Origin of the sequence: Pseudomonas sp. WC2401 (assembly GCF_041200115.1) — a bacterium.
GTDB classification, from domain to species: Bacteria; Pseudomonadota; Gammaproteobacteria; order Pseudomonadales; family Pseudomonadaceae; genus Aquipseudomonas; species Aquipseudomonas fragi.
The window spans coordinates 4,112,482-4,127,695 of the sequence record NZ_CP165623.1; the positions used below are offsets into that span (position 1 = coordinate 4,112,482).

The following is a 15,214-nucleotide window of genomic DNA, read 5'->3' on the forward strand; positions in this document are numbered from 1 at the left end:
TCTGTAGGAATTAGCGCGTTGTCTTGTCCGCAGCATCCCCTACACTGCGCGGTTCAAACCTTGTAAGGAAAATCCCGTGAGACTTGTCGATTTGGTGCGCATGCTGTCGTTGGCAGGTATATGGGGCGCCAGCTTTCTGTTTATGCGGATCATTGCACCGGTACTCGGGACCATTCCTACGGCATTTTTTCGAGTCTCCATTGCCGCGACCGGCCTGGTGGTGATTTTGGCCTTGATGCGCGTGCGCTGGGATTTCGGCGGCAAGCTCAAGGTGATTTTGATCCTGGGGGTTATCAACTCCGGGGTGCCGGCCACCCTGTATTCGGTGGCAGCACAGGTGTTGCCTGCCGGGTATTCGTCAATTTTCAACGCGACCACGCCATTGATGGGAGTGTTGATTGGCGGGCTGTTTTTCAGCGAAAAACTGACCCTGACGAAAATGGCCGGGGTGTTTCTGGGGCTGCTTGGTGTCGGTATTTTGACCCGTGCCGGGCCGGTCGCCTTCAATCTGGATCTGCTGATGGGTGCCCTCGCCTGCTTGCTGGCCACCACCTTTTATGGCTTTGCCGGCTTTTTGGCGCGCCGCTGGCTGGATCAGCAAGGCGGCCTTGACCCACGGCTTTCGGCATTGGGCAGCATGCTCGGGGCAACCCTGTTTCTGTTGCCGCTGTTCGGGCTGAGCGTGATCAATCAACCGCCAGCCAGTTGGGGCGGCATGAGTGTGTGGCTGTCTTTGCTGGGCCTGGGCCTGGTGTGTACGGCATTTGCCTACATCCTGTATTTCCGTTTGCTGACCAGCATTGGCCCGGTCAAATCCATGACCGTGACCTTTATGATCCCGCCATTTGGTGTGCTATGGGGTGCGCTGTTTCTGGGCGAGCCGCTGTCGATGGCGCATGTGTACGGCGGGCTGCTGATCGCCGTGGCACTGTGGCTGGTGCTCAAGCCCGGGGCGATGGCAGCGTCCAAATAAGCACATGGCGTTGTGGGAGCGGGCTTGCTCGCGATGGCATCGATACGGTTGAACAGATAAACCGTGCTGTCAGCATCGCGAGCAAGCCCGCTCCCACAGGGTTGGGGTTTTGGCTCAACGGGTCTTACGGAATACAAACATCAGACCGATGATGATCATCGCCATCCCGAGCACACTCAAGGCTGCCAGTTTGTTGCCGAAAATCAGGTAATCCATGACCGCAGTCACCGCAGGCACCAGGTAAAACAGGCTGGTGACATTGACCAGATTACCCCTGGCGATCATCCGGTACAGCAACAGGGTTGCCAGCACCGACACCACCAAACCCATCCACAACACCGGCACGACAAAACCTGCACTGTGTTCAAAATGAAACGGCTGAAACGGCACAAACACCGCACACACCAGCAAACCGGCGAGGTACTGCAAGGGCAGCGTGCCCAGCGGGTTATGGGTAATACGTTTTTGCATCAGGGTGCCTGCCGTCATGCTGGCCAGAGCCAGTAAGGCATACAACATGCCGGCCCATGACAGGCCCGCCAGACCGATGCCCTGGTACACCACCAGAACCAGCCCGGCGAGCCCCAGCAACAACCCCAGGGAACGGCTGAAAGAGTGTCTCCGCTCCATGATCACAGCCGTGAGAATCGGTTGCACACCCATCACTGTGGCAATGACCCCGGGTGTCACTTTCAGGTCCAGCGCCAGCAGATAAAAAATCTGATACGCCCCCAGCAGCACTATCCCGGTGGCCAGCGCATAACCGACGGCACTGGCGCCACGCGGCATCTGAAATTTCATCAATGGCATGATCAACAGCAATGCCATAAAAGCGATGGCAAAGCGCATCAACAAAAAGGCAAACGGCGACGCGTGCGCCAGCCCCCACTTGGAGAAAATCGCGCCGCTGCTCCACAGCAGCACGAACAGGCAGGTGGAAGCAGCCGCCAGCGCGGATTCTTTAGAGATCGAAAACATGAAGAGCACCTGTCATCAGGCAAAAAAGCCGACTCAGCCGAAGCTGAAGTTCAATGGTTTTTTAGACGGGTACGGGCAGCCGAACGATCGGCTCAGCCCGCCACAACACCCGGTGGTGATACGACGACGTACACCACGGTGCGGCTGACAGGAGGAGGATAGTGACTGATCTGCGCAGGCTGTTTGTCCCCGCACGGCACCACGCCAGCAGTGACTGCTGAAACGACGACGCTATGAGGGAGGGAAAGCGGCATGGGCGGATCTTTTTAAGAGGATATGTCGAGCACCGACTATAACCAGCGCCCGACATTAAATGCAATGACTCAACGGATCAAAAACATGCTGCAGTCGAGTACAACAGTGGCTTCATATCCACTTAGTCAACGCTATGCCAAAACCCAGAATCGGGCTCAAACACCAACTGCTGAAATCTCGTGCCAGAGCAGGAGCCAGTGGCTGGAAATTCAGGAGCCGGCTCCGGGAGCCATGAAGATCTACCAGGAGCTCGGGTTTCAATTTGATGCGTTTGGCCGCCTTGTTATCGCTTTGAAGAAAAGCTAGCATCGGTTTAACTGTACAATAAACAACCAAAATGGTGGCAAAATGCCGAATATGATCACCACACCTGCCCCCTCCAACGCCAAGCCCAACAGTGAAAGCAAGCCTCTGTGCTCGCCTGTATCGGCTTCTCAGCAACGCTTTTTGAACGTTGCACTCAGTGGCAGCAAAGCCGTTGAACCCGCTGGGGTTTTAGCGGGTAACTGATTAAAAAAACTCAAAAAAAAACCGCTCTCGACAGAGCGGTTTTTTGTATCTGTTGCAATCAGCCAAACAACCAGCGCCACAACAGTATCAGCACCAGCACCGCCAATATCGGCCGGGCGATGCGGTACAGCTTGGGATTGCGCCGCTTCCATTGCTTGACCACACCACTGAAACGGTCGCTGAAGGACTTGCTCCAGGCATAGGCCTTGTTGATCCCGCCTACGCGTTCGTCGTCCAGGTTCTGCGGCGCAGTGGCCTTGCCCAGTTGCGCGCTGACCCAACGGTTGATGCGGGTCATCAGCGGGCTGGTCAGTGGTCGCTCAATATCGCAAAACAGGATCACGCGGGTGATGTCGGTTTCGTTCTTGACCCAGTGCACGTAAGTCTCGTCGAACATCACGTCTTCACCATCACGCCAGGCATATTCCTCGCCATCGACAAAGATGCGGCAAGCATCGGAGTTGGGGGTCGACAGGCCCAGGTGGTAACGCAGCGAACCGGCAAACGGGTCGCGGTGCGGGTTGAGGTGGCTACCGCCCGGCAACAGGGCAAACATCGCACCCTTGACGTTGGGGATGCTGTTGACCAGTTCAACGGTCTTGGGGCACAGCAATTCGGCCGAGGGCAGCGCCTTGTCGTACCACTTGAGGTAAAAACGCTTCCAGCCCTTTTTGAAGAACGAGCCGAAACCTGCGTCGTTGTTCTTTTCTGCGGCGCGAATATAGCCCTCGTCGAACAGATGCATGGCTTCTTCGCGAATCGCTTGCCAGTTGTCCTTGAGCACATCCAGCTCAGGGAATTTGCTGCGGTCCAGATACGGCTTGGACGGCACACCGGAAAACAGGTACATCAAGGCGTTGTAGGGCGCAAAGAACGCGGAGTGGTTGACGAACTGCCGCAACACCGGCAGCCGCGCCTTGCCACGCAAGTGCACGTAAAGGATGCTGCCGACAAACAGCAGTATGAGCCCTGCCTTGATGGCGAAGGATAAGGTCATGCAACAACTCCTCGAAAATACCGTGCGGCACCAATAGCCCGACGTGGCAGCCGGCCATGATAAACACTACCGGCGCAGGACAAAACCCGCGTATTCCAACAATCAGTATTAAGCCTTATGTAACAACGGGCTGATTATGCAGAAATAAGGGCAGTAGCCGCTTGATTTGAGTCAGTTGCACAAGCCCGACGGGAGCCGGCAGCCCAGCTCCCGCAGCGGGTTATTGGTGCAGTTCCACCTCGCTGAACAGGTCGCTGAACAGGAAACTCGACAGGTAACGCTCGCCCGAATCAGGGAAGATCACGACGATGGTCTTGCCTTGCATTTCCGGGGTCTCAGCCAGGCGTACCGCTGCGGCCATCGCGGCACCACTGGAGATCCCGCACAGGATGCCTTCTTCATGCATCAGGCGCAGGGCCATTGCCTTGGATTCGTCATCGCTGACCAGTTCCACCTTGTCGACAATCGACAGGTCGAGGTTTTTCGGCACGAAACCCGCGCCAATACCCTGGATCTTGTGCGGTGAAGGCTTGATTTCTTCCCCGGCCAGCGCCTGGGTGATCACAGGCGAAGTGATCGGCTCAACCGCAACCGACAGGATCTGCTTGCCCTGGGCCTGCTTGATATAGCGCGACACCCCGGTAATAGTCCCGCCAGTACCGACACCGCACACCAGCACGTCAACCCCACCATCGGTGTCGTTCCAGATTTCCGGCCCGGTGGTTTTCTCGTGGATCGCCGGGTTGGCCGGGTTTTCAAACTGTTGCGGCATAAAGTAATTGACCGGGTCGCTGGCCAGGATCTCGGCCGCCTTGTCGATCGCGCCTTTCATGCCCTTGGCCGGCTCGGTCAGCACCAGCTCGGCCCCCAGCGCCTTGAGAACCTTGCGCCGTTCAAGGCTCATCGATGACGGCATGGTCAGGATCAGCTTGTAACCGCGTGCCGCCGCAACAAAAGCCAGGCCAATGCCGGTATTGCCCGAAGTCGGCTCGATAATGGTCATGCCCGGCTTGAGCGCGCCGCGGCTCTCGGCGTCCCAGATCATGTTGGCGCCAATCCGGCATTTCACAGAGTAGCCAGGGTTACGGCCTTCGATCTTGGCCAGGATGGTCACGCCACGCGGCGCGATGCTGTTGATCTGTACTAAAGGCGTGTTACCGATGGATTGGGCGTTGTCTGCAAAAATGCGGCTCATGGCGAGGTCCTTGTACACCTTTTGGGAAGATCCCAAGGGTAGGCCTCAGGCTCACAGGCGTCCAGTCATGGCGTGACGCCTTATTCAGAGACTGAATGGCGCGTCTGCGTTCACGTTATGCGGGCAGCGCGTTATAGTCGGACATACTTTTCAGTACTCCCGCCCTGCCCCTTGCAGGGCCCGGGTCATGGTTCGAGGAATTGCAGATGAAGTTTGAAGGCACACGCGCCTATGTGGCCACCGATGACCTGAAACTGGCGGTCAACGCGGCCATTACCCTGGAGCGTCCGCTGCTGGTCAAGGGCGAGCCCGGCACCGGCAAAACCATGCTTGCCGAGCAACTGGCTGAATCCTTTGGCTGCAAGCTGATCACCTGGCACATCAAGTCCACCACCAAGGCCCACCAGGGCCTCTACGAGTACGACGCGGTGAGCCGCCTGCGTGACTCGCAACTGGGTGTCGACAAGGTTCACGATGTGCGCAACTACCTTAAAAAGGGCAAGTTGTGGGAAGCCTTCGAGGCTGAAGAGCGGGTGATTTTGCTGATCGACGAAATCGACAAGGCCGACATCGAGTTCCCCAACGACCTGCTGCAAGAACTCGACAAGATGGAGTTCTACGTTTACGAGACCGATGAGACGATCAAGGCCAAGGTCCGCCCGATCATCATCATTACCTCCAATAACGAAAAAGAGCTGCCGGACGCCTTCCTGCGCCGTTGCTTCTTCCACTACATCAGCTTCCCGGATCGCACCACGCTGCAGAAAATCGTCGACGTACACTTCCCCGACATCAAGAAAGAGTTGGTCAGCGAAGCCCTGGACGTGTTTTTCGACGTGCGCAAGGTTCCCGGGCTGAAGAAAAAACCCTCGACGTCCGAGCTGGTGGACTGGCTCAAGCTGCTGATGGCCGACAATATCGGCGAAGCGGTTTTGCGTGAACGCGACCCGACCAAGGCCATACCGCCGCTGGCGGGCGCCCTGGTGAAAAACGAGCAGGATGTGCAGTTGCTTGAACGCCTGGCGTTTATGAGCCGTCGTCCCAATCGCTGATTATTCCGGAAGGCGATAAGCATGCTGCTTAATCTGTTCAATGAAATGCGCGCGGCCAAGGTGCCGGTCTCGGTGCGTGAACTGCTGGACCTGATCAACGCCCTGAAAAACCGCGTGACCTTCGCCGACATGGACGAGTTCTATTACCTGGCCCGAACGATTCTGGTAAAGGACGAGCGTCACTTCGACAAGTTCGACCGGGCGTTTGGCGCCTATTTCAATGGTCTGCAAAACCTCAACGAGCACCTTGAGGCCCTGATCCCCGAAGACTGGTTGCGCAAGGAATTCGAACGCTCTTTGAGCGCCGAAGACCGCGCCCAGTTGCAGTCCCTGGGCGGGCTGGACAAGCTGATCGAGGCGTTCAAACAGCGCCTTGAAGAGCAAAAAGAACGCCATGCCGGGGGCAACAAATGGATCGGCACCGGCGGCACCAGCCCGTTCGGCTCGGGCGGCTATCACCCTGAAGGCATCCGCGTGGGCGATGCCGGGGCGCGCCAGGGCAAGGCGGCCAAGGTGTGGGAGCAACGGGAATACAAAAACCTGGATGATCAGGTTGAACTGGGTACGCGCAATATCAAGGTCGCGCTGCGTCGCCTGCGTAAATTCGCTCGCCAGGGCGCGGCGGATGAGCTGGATATCGACGGCACCATCGACCACACCGCCCGCGATGGCGGCCTGCTGAATATCCAGATGCGCCCGGAGCGGCGCAACAATATCAAGCTGCTGTTGCTGTTCGATATCGGCGGCTCGATGGACGCCCATATCAAGATTTGTGAAGAGCTGTTTTCCGCGTGCAGAACCGAGTTCAAGCATTTGGAGTACTACTACTTTCACAATTTTATTTATGAATCAGTGTGGAAGAACAACCAGCGGCGCCAGGTGGAGCGCATCTCGACCCAGGACCTGCTGAACAAGTACGGTGCCGATTACAAGGTGATCTTTATCGGTGACGCGACGATGGGTCCCTATGAGATCACCCATGCCGGGGGCAGTGTCGAGCACTGGAATGAAGAGCCGGGCTACAAATGGATGCAGCGCTTTATGGAGAAATACAAAAAGTTGGTCTGGATTAATCCGTACCCCAAGGATACATGGCATTACACGGCTTCGATCGGGATCGTGCGTGACCTGATCGAAGACCGCATGTACCCCCTGACCCTGGACGGGCTGGAAGAAGGGATGCGGTTTTTGGCCAAATAATTCAGCGCGGTAAGTGTGGGAGCGGGCTTGCCCGCGATGGTTTCGACGCGGTGTTCCTGCTTTACCGCGCCACCTGAATCGCGAGCAAGCCCGCTCCCACATAAATGGCGCTAGGCCACAAATCGCTGCATAAACACCACATGCTGGCGTTGCGCAGCCTCCTGGGTGGTCGGGCGCATATGCACACCCTCCCCCGGCAAACACTGGGCCAGCCGCGCCAGCGCCAATGGCGTCAAAGCGCCAAGACGCGGGTAGCCGCCAATGGTCTGGCGGTCATTGAGCAACACGATCGGCTGGCCATCAGGCGGCACTTGAATGGCGCCCAGCGGTATCCCTTCCGAGATCATCGGTGCCCCCTGATACACCAACGCAGGCCCCAGCAAACGGATGCCCATGCGATCGGCGCGGGTGTCCAGCGTCCAGGCGCTGTTGAAGGCATCGAAGGTACTTTGCCCGCTGAACGCTCCCATTTGCGCGCCCATTACCACGTCCAGCCCCGGATTGGCGCTGAACACCGGTTGCAGTTCGCACGACAACTCACGCAGTTGCCCGGCATGCCCGGCGCAGGTCAATTCATCACCTGCCACCAGCCCACGACCAAAACCATCCGGCCCACCGAGCTGCTCACGGGCGACAGTCGCGCAACTGCCCAGCACTTGCGGCGCAACAAAGCCTGCCGGCGCGGCCAGATAAGCCCGGGCACCGCTCAGCGGCCGGGTAAATGCCAGGGTCTGGCCTTGCTTGAGGACAAAACTGCGCCAGGGCTTGAGCGGCTGCCCGTCGATAGTGGCCGCCAGGTCAGCGCCCGCCAGTGCCAGAGTGCAATCAGCCTGGGCAACTACGCTCAAGCCACCCAGAGTGACTTCGATTACCGCCGCATCCGGCGCATTACCCAGCAGCCAGTTGGCCCAGGCCATCGACAGCCAGTCCGCGGCACCGCCCTGGGTCACACCCAGATGGCGCACACCAAAGCGTCCGGCGTCTTGCAGCAGGCACAACGGGGTGCTGGCCTGAATCACTAAATGGCTCATGCCAGGGCCTCCTGAGGCGTGTCATCACCGCCCAGGCGGATAAATTCAGCGTGGGTAATGGGCGCAAACTGCACGGTATCGCCGGGCTGCATCAGGCTGTAACCCTCACGCTCGCGATCAAACAGCGCGCTTGGAGTGCGGCCGATCAGGTTCCAGCCACCGGGGGATTGCGCCGGGTAGGCCGCAGTCTGGCGCTCGGCGATACCGACGCTGCCGCTGGCAACCCGCTTGCGCGGCGTGTTCAGCCGTGGTGCGGCCAGGGCCTCTTCGACCAGGCCCATAAAGGCAAAACCCGGGGCAAAACCCAAGGCAAACACCTGATATTCATGCTCGCTGTGACGGCGTATGACGTCGCTCACCGAGCAGCCCGCACGCGTGGCCAGCAAGCTGAGCTCCGGGCCAACGCTCAAGTCGTACCACACCGGCAGCACATGGCATTGGCCACTGTTTCGCGTTTCCGGGCGCAGGTCGGTCAGGGCCTCGGCGATCAGCTCACGGGCCTGGGCCGGGCTTAGCGCCAGCCCGTCGTAATGCACCATCAGGGTCGTGTAGGACGGCACCAGATCAATTAACTGCCCGGCAAAGCTGGCCCGTAGCCGCTCACTGGCAGCCAGCATCCACGGCATATTGCTTTCGGCAATGTCATCGAACAGCCGCAGCATCAGGCAGTCGATAGCGACCACTTCGATACGCGGCTTCATGCCCGGACCTGCTGGTCCAGGGCCTCGCGAATACGCTGCACGGCAGCAACCGAACTGGCGTTGTCGCCATGCACGCACAGGGTATTGGCGTGCAGTTGCAAAGCGCTGCCATCACTGGCTACCAGGGCCTTGCCCGCCGCAATGGTCAGGGCCTGCTGCACGATGACCTCTGCCTCATGGTGCACGGCACCCGGCAATTGTCGCGAGACCAGCCGCCCGGCACTGTCATAGGCGCGGTCGGCAAAGGCTTCAAACCACAGGGTTACCCCGAACTCATCGCCGATCGCCTGGGCCGCACGGTTGTCGCGCGTGGCCATCAGCATCAGCGGCAAGCTTGCATCGTAAGCCGCTACAGCCTGGATAACGGCCCGCAACTGCGCCGGGTTGGCCATCATGTCGTTGTACATCGCGCCGTGGGGTTTGACGTAACTGACCTGCGTGCCCTGAGCGCGGCATATACCGTCCAGCGCGCCGATTTGATAGTGCAACAGGTCTTGCACCTCTTGCGCCGAATAGCTCATGGAGCGGCGGCCAAAGCCGGCCAGGTCCTGATACGCCGGGTGTGCGCCGATTTTTACGTTATGCGCCACGGCCAGTGCCACGGTTTTGCGCATGATGCTCGGGTCGCCGGCATGGAAGCCGCAGGCAATGTTGGCGCAATCGATAAACGGCATGACTTCGGCATCCAGGCCCATGGTCCAGCTGCCGAAACTCTCACCAATGTCGCAATTCAATAACAGGCGGCTCACGATGATGCTCCTGTGGTCTTTTTATAGATTAGGTAGCAAGCATTTTTCGACAGGCGCGGGCCATTCGTCCAACTAATAAAACCCGGACTCGGGCATAAGAAAAATTTGATTGCTTAACAGCATGTGAGGTAATGGGGCTGGTTGTGTGGGAGCGTGGCTTGCCCGCGATGGCGTCACTGCGGTCTGCCTGCAAGGGCGCATTGCCTGCATCGCGAGCAAGCCCGCTCCCACAGGGATTTTCGTGAGGCAATGGGCAGGCTGTGTGGGAGAGGGATACACCCCCGGGTCAGTAGCTGCGTTCGCGGCGGGCAATGCGTTCGCGCTGGCGCTTGCCTCCGAGCACCACCCAGTCCACCAGCCGCACAAACCCTTCAATGATAAAGGAGAACAGCAAGGCACCCGCCATGGCCCAGCCGATGGCACTCGGCGACAGCAATACCTGGTAGGTATAGGCGTTGTAGGTTTCTTCGCGAATGGCCGGGTCGGCCGCGTAGGCCACTTGCAGGGCGCGCATGTACCACGGGCCCTGCATGGCCTGGAACTGCTCATCGAGCAGGCGCTGACGGTTGAGCAAGGTGCCCAGGCTGCCGGCATCGCTGCGGAACACCGGGTCATCGCTGGCCTGGTAATGGGCTACCAGGGCTTGCAGGTCACCCTTGAAAAACTGGTTGGCGGTGTTCTGGAACCCCGCCAACCCGGTCTGGGCTTCGATCAGATGAGCTTCGACGCGGTTGGCGTAATCATTGATAAACCCCGGTACTTGCACACCGATCAACAGGCCCAGGGTAAACAACACCAACCGCAGGTAGCTCAAGAACATACACGCCCTTCCTTATTCGGTTGTGCCCTGGCTGACGCATTCGCCGCGTCGCCACAGGCTCCATTGGCCCGGCTCGTAGCGCGTCCAGGTTTCGTTTTCAGTCAGTGGCTCGGTGGCAATTACGGTCACTACATCGTCGGGCGTGGTTTCTGCCTGAAAATCGACGATAACGTCGACATCTTTCAGGCGCGCCGGGCCAAACGGAGCTCGACGGGTGATTTGCGCCAGCTTGGTCGAGCAATAGCAAAATAACCAGTCGCCATCACTGAGCAGGCAATTGAACACGCCCTTGCTGCGATACTCGGCGCAGGCCTCAACCAGCACCGGCAGGATGCGTTCGACGTCGACCGGCTCCGGGAAGGCCTCGCGCACCCGGTTGAGCAGGTCACAGAACGCTGCTTCGCTGTCGGTATCACCAACAGGGCGGTAAAAACTCGTACTCGCAGAGAAGTCGGCCAATTGGCCGTTGTGCGCAAAACACCAGTTGCGCCCCCACAGCTCGCGAACAAACGGGTGGGTATTGGACAGGCACACCTTGCCCACGTTGGCCTGACGGATATGGCCAATCACCACTTCGCTTTTGATCGGGTACCGCTGCACCAGCAAGGCGACCTCGGAGTCGCAACTGGCGCCCGGGTCCTGGAACAGCCGCAGGCCACGGCCTTCATAGAAGGCAATGCCCCAGCCATCGCGGTGCGGGCCAGTACGCCCGCCACGCTGCATCAGGCCGGTAAAGCTGAACACAATATCGGTCGGGACGTTGGCGCTCATGCCCAATAGTTCACACATGCTCGCACTCTCGCATTCAGGCTCGACGAAAAATTATAACCGCGGCTCAACCCGGCTCGGGGCCGAGGCACGCGGCGCACCTGATGGCGCATAACGATCATTGCCGGCGGAGCCAAACGGCTGGTCATCTTCAGGATCAAGACTACGCGCTTTGGCGGCCGCGTCGGCTTGCGCCTTGCGGGCCTTGCCGGCACGCTCGATCGGCCAGCGGATCAGCACAAACACGGCGTAGATGCACAACGCAATAATGGCGTACATCAACAGGTCAGAGACCGCGCGCCAGGCGTTGTCGCCCACCTTGAAGGCCAGATCCAGAGCGGCTATGGCCACTGCCGGGGCAAATTTCTCTTTGACCGGGTCAATAATGGTCGGGCTGAACAGCAACACGGCCATTAATACGCGCAACGGTTCGCGCAACCAGCGCCACATAAAGCGGGTCATACGGCACCACACGAGCAGGCAGCCCAAAGCAGCAAAGGCGTAAAGGCCCCAGGCGATCAGATAGTCGTTCTCGGTCATGGTATCCATGGTCGGCAGGCAATGAGAGGCTATGATAACGGCTTTTAGGCAGTGCGGCTGCAATGCCGTCAGCGTCACTTCTTTTTCATGCAGATTTCAGAGCACACTCAATGACCGAATCAGCCTACCCAAACAGCGCACCTATCGCACATAAGATCGAGGGTTCAGACCCTTACTCATGGCTGCAAAACCGCGACAGTGATGAGGTTTTGGACTACCTGAAAGCCGAAAACCGCTATCAGGAGGCGCAACTGGCCGATCAGGCCGCCTTGCGTGAGACGCTGTTCCAGGAGATCAAGGGGCGGATTCGCGAGACTGACCTGTCACTGCCCTCCCCTTGGGGCCCGTATCTGTATTACACGCGCACCAACGCCGGTGATGAGTACCCGCGCCATTACCGTTGCCCGCGCCCGGTCGATGACAGCCTGCAGGTGGACGAGAACGCCGAACATCTGTTGCTGGACCCCAATGCATTGGCCGATGGTGGCTTTATTTCCCTGGGCGCGTTCAGCATCAGCCCGGATCACCAGCGCCTGGCCTACAGCCTGGATACCAGCGGCGAAGAAACCTACCGCCTGTTTGTCAAAGAGCTGAGCAGCGACACCGTCACCGAACTGCCGTTTGAAGACTGCGATGGCAGCATGACCTGGGCCAATGACAGTCAAACCCTGTTTTTCGCCGGGCTGGACGACACCCATCGTCCGCACAAGTTGTTTCGCCACACCCTCGGCGAAACAACTGCCCATGAAGTCTTCCATGAAGCGGACGGGCGATTTTTCCTGCACTGCTACCGGTCAAGTTCTGAACAGCAACTGATAGTGTTGCTTAACAGTAAAACCACCAGCGAAAGCTGGGTGCTGGACGCCAACCTGCCGCGCCAGCCCTTCAGCTGTCTGGCACCCCGGGTCGAAAACCACGACTACAGTGTCGACCACGGTCTGTTTGAAGGCCAGTGGGCGTGGTTTATCCGCACCAATCAGGACGGCATCAACTTTGCCCTGTATTACGCCTTTGGCGAGGTACCGTCGCGCACTGACTGGCAGCTGCTGATCGCCCATAGCGACAGCGTGATGCTGGAAGGCATGACCCTCAACGCCCAGGCCTTGTGCCTGAGCCTGCGCGAGGGTGGCTTGCCCATTATCGAAATCCGTCCCGAGGGCCTTGCGCCATATCGCGTGCAACTGCCGGACGCGGCCTACAGCCTGTATGTGCAAGACAGCCTGGAATTTGACAGCAAGTCCATTCGCCTGCGTTACGAAGCGCTGAATCGACCGGCGCAGGTCCGCCAATTAACCCTCGCCACCGGCGAACAAAGCGTGCTCAAGGAAACCCCGGTACTGGGGCCGTTCAATGCCGATGACTACGTCAGCCAGCGGCTGTGGGCCACTGCACCCGACGGCACTCAGGTGCCGATAAGTCTGGTGGTCAAACGCGATGTGCAAGGCCAGCCTACCCCGCTTTACCTGTATGGCTACGGCGCCTACGGCGAATGCCTCGACCCGTGGTTTTCCCATGCCCGCCTGAGCCTGCTCGACCGCGGAGTGGCGTTTGCCATTGCCCATGTGCGTGGCGGTGGCGAGCTGGGTGAAGCCTGGTATCGCGCTGGCAAGCAGGAATACAAGCCCAACACCTTCAGTGACTTTATCGCCTGTGCCGAACACCTGATCGACCAAGGGCTGACCCGCAGCGAGCAACTGGTCATCAGTGGCGGCAGCGCGGGCGGCCTGCTGATCGGTGCCGTAGTCAACCAGCGGCCGGAGCTGTTCAAGGCCGCCATTGCCGAAGTGCCGTTTGTGGACGTGCTCAACACCATGCTTGACCCGGACTTGCCATTGACCGTTACCGAATACGACGAGTGGGGCAACCCGCAAGAGCCGCAGGTGTATGAGCGCATCAAGGCCTACGCGCCGTACGAGAACGTCACAGCCCAGCCCTACCCGGCGATGCTGGTGATAGCCGGCTACAACGACAGTCGCGTGCAATATTGGGAAGCGGCCAAATGGGTGGCCAAGCTGCGTGCCACCAAGACCGATGACAACCTGCTGTTGCTCAAGACCGAGCTGGAGGCCGGTCATGGCGGCATGAGCGGGCGCTATCAGGGTTTGCGCGACGTGGCGCTGGAGTACGCATTTGTATTCAAGGTGCTGGGGATTGTGTCTGAAACCGAATCCCGTAGCAGCTGACTCGCGGAGCGAGGCTGCGTCCGGCGGCGCAGCCGGCGCAGAACCTGAACCCGCGATTTGCCTGGCAAACCTTGCAGAATGAATTTGCGACGGCTTCGCCGCCGAACGCAGCCTGCGGCAGCTGCTACATGAAACGTGGCAAGTCCGGTCAATCCTGCGGGCTTTTGCCCTTCGGATCCTTGGTTTCAAGCCCCGGCAGCGGCTGGTCCTTGGGCGGCTGCGGCAGGTCGATCGGTGGCAGCGGGATCAGGCTGGTGCTCCCTGCAACCGGCTTGGGCACGGCCCTCGGGGTGATTTGCGGATACGGGGTCGGCGTGGCAGTGCCCGGCGAACCCGGCGCCGCTGTCACGGGGGTACTCGGTACCGGGGTCAATTCCGTCGCCTGGGCCGCACTTATCAAGAGCGCGTTCCACACAATGGCCGTTAGAATAGTGCGTTTCATCAATCACTCCGTTGCCAGACCGGCTTGTCTGCCCTCAGGCTACTCGTAACCTGCGGTTTTTGCCCCCTTCAATGAGATTTCCATGAAACGTTTTGTTTTGCTCGACACCACTCCGATCCCCGAAAACGGCGGTGCCTTGTGCCTGTTCGAGTATGGCGAAGACTTCGTGATCAAGATTCAGGGCGGCGACGGCGGCCAACTGATGAACACGCGCATGCACGGTTCCGAAGACGCACTGGCTGAAATCCCCTGCCGCAAAGTCGCCGGCCGCCCACAATCGCGGGTACTGATCGGCGGCCTGGGCATGGGTTTCACCCTGGCCTCGGCCCTCAAGCACCTGGGCAAAACCGCCGAAGTGGTGGTGGCCGAGCTGGTGCCCGGCGTCGTGGAATGGAACCGCGGCCCGCTGGGCGAAAAATCGGGCAAGCCGCTGCAAGACCCGCGTACCGTGATTCGCATGGAAGACGTGGCCAAGGTGCTGCAAGCCGAACCCAACGGCTTTGACGCCATCATGCCCGACGTCGACAACGGCCCCGAAGGCCTGACCCAAAAGGCCAACAGCTGGCTTTACTCGGCGGGCGGCCTGAGTGCCTGCGCCAAGGCCCTGCGCCCTAAAGGCGTACTGGCAGTATGGTCTGCCAGTGCCGACAAACAGTTTTCGGACAAGCTGCGCAAAGCCGGTTTCAAGGCTGAGGAAGTCCAGGTATTTGCCCACGGCAACAAGGGCACACGGCATACCATCTGGATTGCAGAAAAAATCAAAGGCTGATCAACAGCTAAACTTAACGACATAACCGTCATCAGTCCTACAAGGTGAACC

15 protein-coding genes are annotated in these 15,214 nt (G+C 59.2%); 5 read left to right on the plus strand and 10 right to left on the minus strand.

What is annotated here, in order from left to right; all coding sequences use genetic code 11:
- The first annotated feature begins 76 nt into the window (after positions 1 to 76).
- Entirely contained in the window at positions 77 to 973 is an 897-nt protein-coding gene (locus AB3G35_RS18880; RefSeq protein ID WP_086798003.1) for a DMT family transporter, read from the plus strand.
- 114 nt (positions 974 to 1,087) lie between these two features.
- Here AB3G35_RS18880 and AB3G35_RS18885 read toward each other — a convergent pair whose 3' ends face one another.
- From AB3G35_RS18885 to cysK, 3 genes are all read right to left on the minus strand, one after another.
- The gene (locus tag AB3G35_RS18885) at positions 1,088 to 1,951 is read right to left on the minus strand and encodes a DMT family transporter (protein WP_106116543.1); all 864 of its coding nucleotides are present in this window, start codon (positions 1,949 to 1,951) and stop codon (positions 1,088 to 1,090) included.
- Positions 1,952 to 2,774: 823 nt separating this feature from the next.
- Positions 2,775 to 3,713, minus strand: a complete 939-nt coding sequence (locus AB3G35_RS18890; RefSeq protein ID WP_083369574.1) for an aspartyl/asparaginyl beta-hydroxylase domain-containing protein — start codon at positions 3,711 to 3,713, stop codon at positions 2,775 to 2,777.
- Between the two features lie 220 nt (positions 3,714 to 3,933).
- Positions 3,934 to 4,908: a cysteine synthase A gene (gene cysK / locus AB3G35_RS18895; protein ID WP_369781928.1), complete on the minus strand. Its 975-nt coding sequence runs from the start codon at positions 4,906 to 4,908 to the stop codon at positions 3,934 to 3,936.
- A gap of 206 nt (positions 4,909 to 5,114) precedes the next feature.
- On the opposite strand from cysK, the gene AB3G35_RS18900 reads away from it, so the two are divergent.
- Together AB3G35_RS18900 and AB3G35_RS18905 are read left to right on the plus strand one after the other, a co-directional pair.
- Complete coding sequence (locus tag AB3G35_RS18900; RefSeq protein WP_016781663.1) at positions 5,115 to 5,960, plus strand: MoxR family ATPase; 846 nt, start codon at positions 5,115 to 5,117, stop codon at positions 5,958 to 5,960.
- A 21-nt stretch (positions 5,961 to 5,981) separates the two neighbouring features.
- Positions 5,982 to 7,160, plus strand: coding sequence for a VWA domain-containing protein (locus AB3G35_RS18905; protein WP_086798011.1), 1,179 nt, complete (start codon positions 5,982 to 5,984; stop codon positions 7,158 to 7,160).
- 110 nt (positions 7,161 to 7,270) lie between these two features.
- On the opposite strand, the gene AB3G35_RS18910 is transcribed toward AB3G35_RS18905, so the two are convergent.
- From AB3G35_RS18910 to AB3G35_RS18935, 6 genes are all read right to left on the minus strand, one after another.
- Entirely contained in the window at positions 7,271 to 8,191 is a 921-nt protein-coding gene (locus tag AB3G35_RS18910) for a biotin-dependent carboxyltransferase family protein (RefSeq protein ID WP_369781930.1), read from the minus strand.
- Positions 8,188 to 8,892: an allophanate hydrolase subunit 1 gene (locus tag AB3G35_RS18915; protein ID WP_016781666.1), complete on the minus strand. Its 705-nt coding sequence runs from the start codon at positions 8,890 to 8,892 to the stop codon at positions 8,188 to 8,190. Before AB3G35_RS18915 ends, AB3G35_RS18910 begins: the two co-directional genes overlap by 4 nt.
- Positions 8,889 to 9,641: a 5-oxoprolinase subunit PxpA gene (locus AB3G35_RS18920; RefSeq protein ID WP_016781667.1), complete on the minus strand. Its 753-nt coding sequence runs from the start codon at positions 9,639 to 9,641 to the stop codon at positions 8,889 to 8,891. Before AB3G35_RS18920 ends, AB3G35_RS18915 begins: the two co-directional genes overlap by 4 nt.
- A gap of 286 nt (positions 9,642 to 9,927) precedes the next feature.
- Positions 9,928 to 10,461 (minus strand): DUF2937 family protein, encoded by a 534-nt coding sequence (locus AB3G35_RS18925; protein ID WP_095041157.1) that lies wholly within the window; start codon positions 10,459 to 10,461, stop codon positions 9,928 to 9,930.
- 12 nt (positions 10,462 to 10,473) lie between these two features.
- Entirely contained in the window at positions 10,474 to 11,250 is a 777-nt protein-coding gene (locus AB3G35_RS18930) for a class II glutamine amidotransferase (protein ID WP_106116538.1), read from the minus strand.
- Positions 11,251 to 11,283: 33 nt separating this feature from the next.
- Positions 11,284 to 11,778, minus strand: coding sequence for a hypothetical protein (locus AB3G35_RS18935; RefSeq protein WP_029611512.1), 495 nt, complete (start codon positions 11,776 to 11,778; stop codon positions 11,284 to 11,286).
- 101 nt (positions 11,779 to 11,879) lie between these two features.
- On the opposite strand from AB3G35_RS18935, the gene AB3G35_RS18940 reads away from it, so the two are divergent.
- On the plus strand, positions 11,880 to 13,952 hold the full coding sequence (locus AB3G35_RS18940; protein ID WP_369781931.1) for a S9 family peptidase: 2,073 nt from the start codon (positions 11,880 to 11,882) through the stop codon (positions 13,950 to 13,952).
- Between the two features lie 148 nt (positions 13,953 to 14,100).
- Here the strand turns inward: AB3G35_RS18940 and AB3G35_RS18945 are convergent, their stop codons facing one another.
- Entirely contained in the window at positions 14,101 to 14,394 is a 294-nt protein-coding gene (locus AB3G35_RS18945) for a hypothetical protein (protein WP_106116536.1), read from the minus strand.
- Positions 14,395 to 14,476: 82 nt separating this feature from the next.
- On the opposite strand from AB3G35_RS18945, the gene AB3G35_RS18950 reads away from it, so the two are divergent.
- Positions 14,477 to 15,163 (plus strand): spermidine synthase, encoded by a 687-nt coding sequence (locus tag AB3G35_RS18950; protein WP_369781932.1) that lies wholly within the window; start codon positions 14,477 to 14,479, stop codon positions 15,161 to 15,163.
- The last annotated feature ends 51 nt before the right edge of the window (positions 15,164 to 15,214 follow it).

Coding starts and splice junctions, on each gene's coding strand:
- AB3G35_RS18885 (WP_106116543.1), bottom strand. CDS start 1,951: ATGTTTTCGATCTCTAAAGAATCCGCGCTGGCGGCTGCTTCCACCTGC.
- AB3G35_RS18890 (WP_083369574.1), bottom strand. CDS start 3,713: ATGACCTTATCCTTCGCCATCAAGGCAGGGCTCATACTGCTGTTTGTC.
- cysK (WP_369781928.1), bottom strand. CDS start 4,908: ATGAGCCGCATTTTTGCAGACAACGCCCAATCCATCGGTAACACGCCT.
- AB3G35_RS18900 (WP_016781663.1), top strand. CDS start 5,115: ATGAAGTTTGAAGGCACACGCGCCTATGTGGCCACCGATGACCTGAAA.
- AB3G35_RS18905 (WP_086798011.1), top strand. CDS start 5,982: ATGCTGCTTAATCTGTTCAATGAAATGCGCGCGGCCAAGGTGCCGGTC.
- AB3G35_RS18910 (WP_369781930.1), bottom strand. CDS start 8,191: ATGAGCCATTTAGTGATTCAGGCCAGCACCCCGTTGTGCCTGCTGCAA.
- AB3G35_RS18915 (WP_016781666.1), bottom strand. CDS start 8,892: ATGAAGCCGCGTATCGAAGTGGTCGCTATCGACTGCCTGATGCTGCGG.
- AB3G35_RS18925 (WP_095041157.1), bottom strand. CDS start 10,461: ATGTTCTTGAGCTACCTGCGGTTGGTGTTGTTTACCCTGGGCCTGTTG.
- AB3G35_RS18930 (WP_106116538.1), bottom strand. CDS start 11,250: ATGTGTGAACTATTGGGCATGAGCGCCAACGTCCCGACCGATATTGTG.
- AB3G35_RS18935 (WP_029611512.1), bottom strand. CDS start 11,778: ATGGATACCATGACCGAGAACGACTATCTGATCGCCTGGGGCCTTTAC.
- AB3G35_RS18940 (WP_369781931.1), top strand. CDS start 11,880: ATGACCGAATCAGCCTACCCAAACAGCGCACCTATCGCACATAAGATC.
- AB3G35_RS18945 (WP_106116536.1), bottom strand. CDS start 14,394: ATGAAACGCACTATTCTAACGGCCATTGTGTGGAACGCGCTCTTGATA.
- AB3G35_RS18950 (WP_369781932.1), top strand. CDS start 14,477: ATGAAACGTTTTGTTTTGCTCGACACCACTCCGATCCCCGAAAACGGC.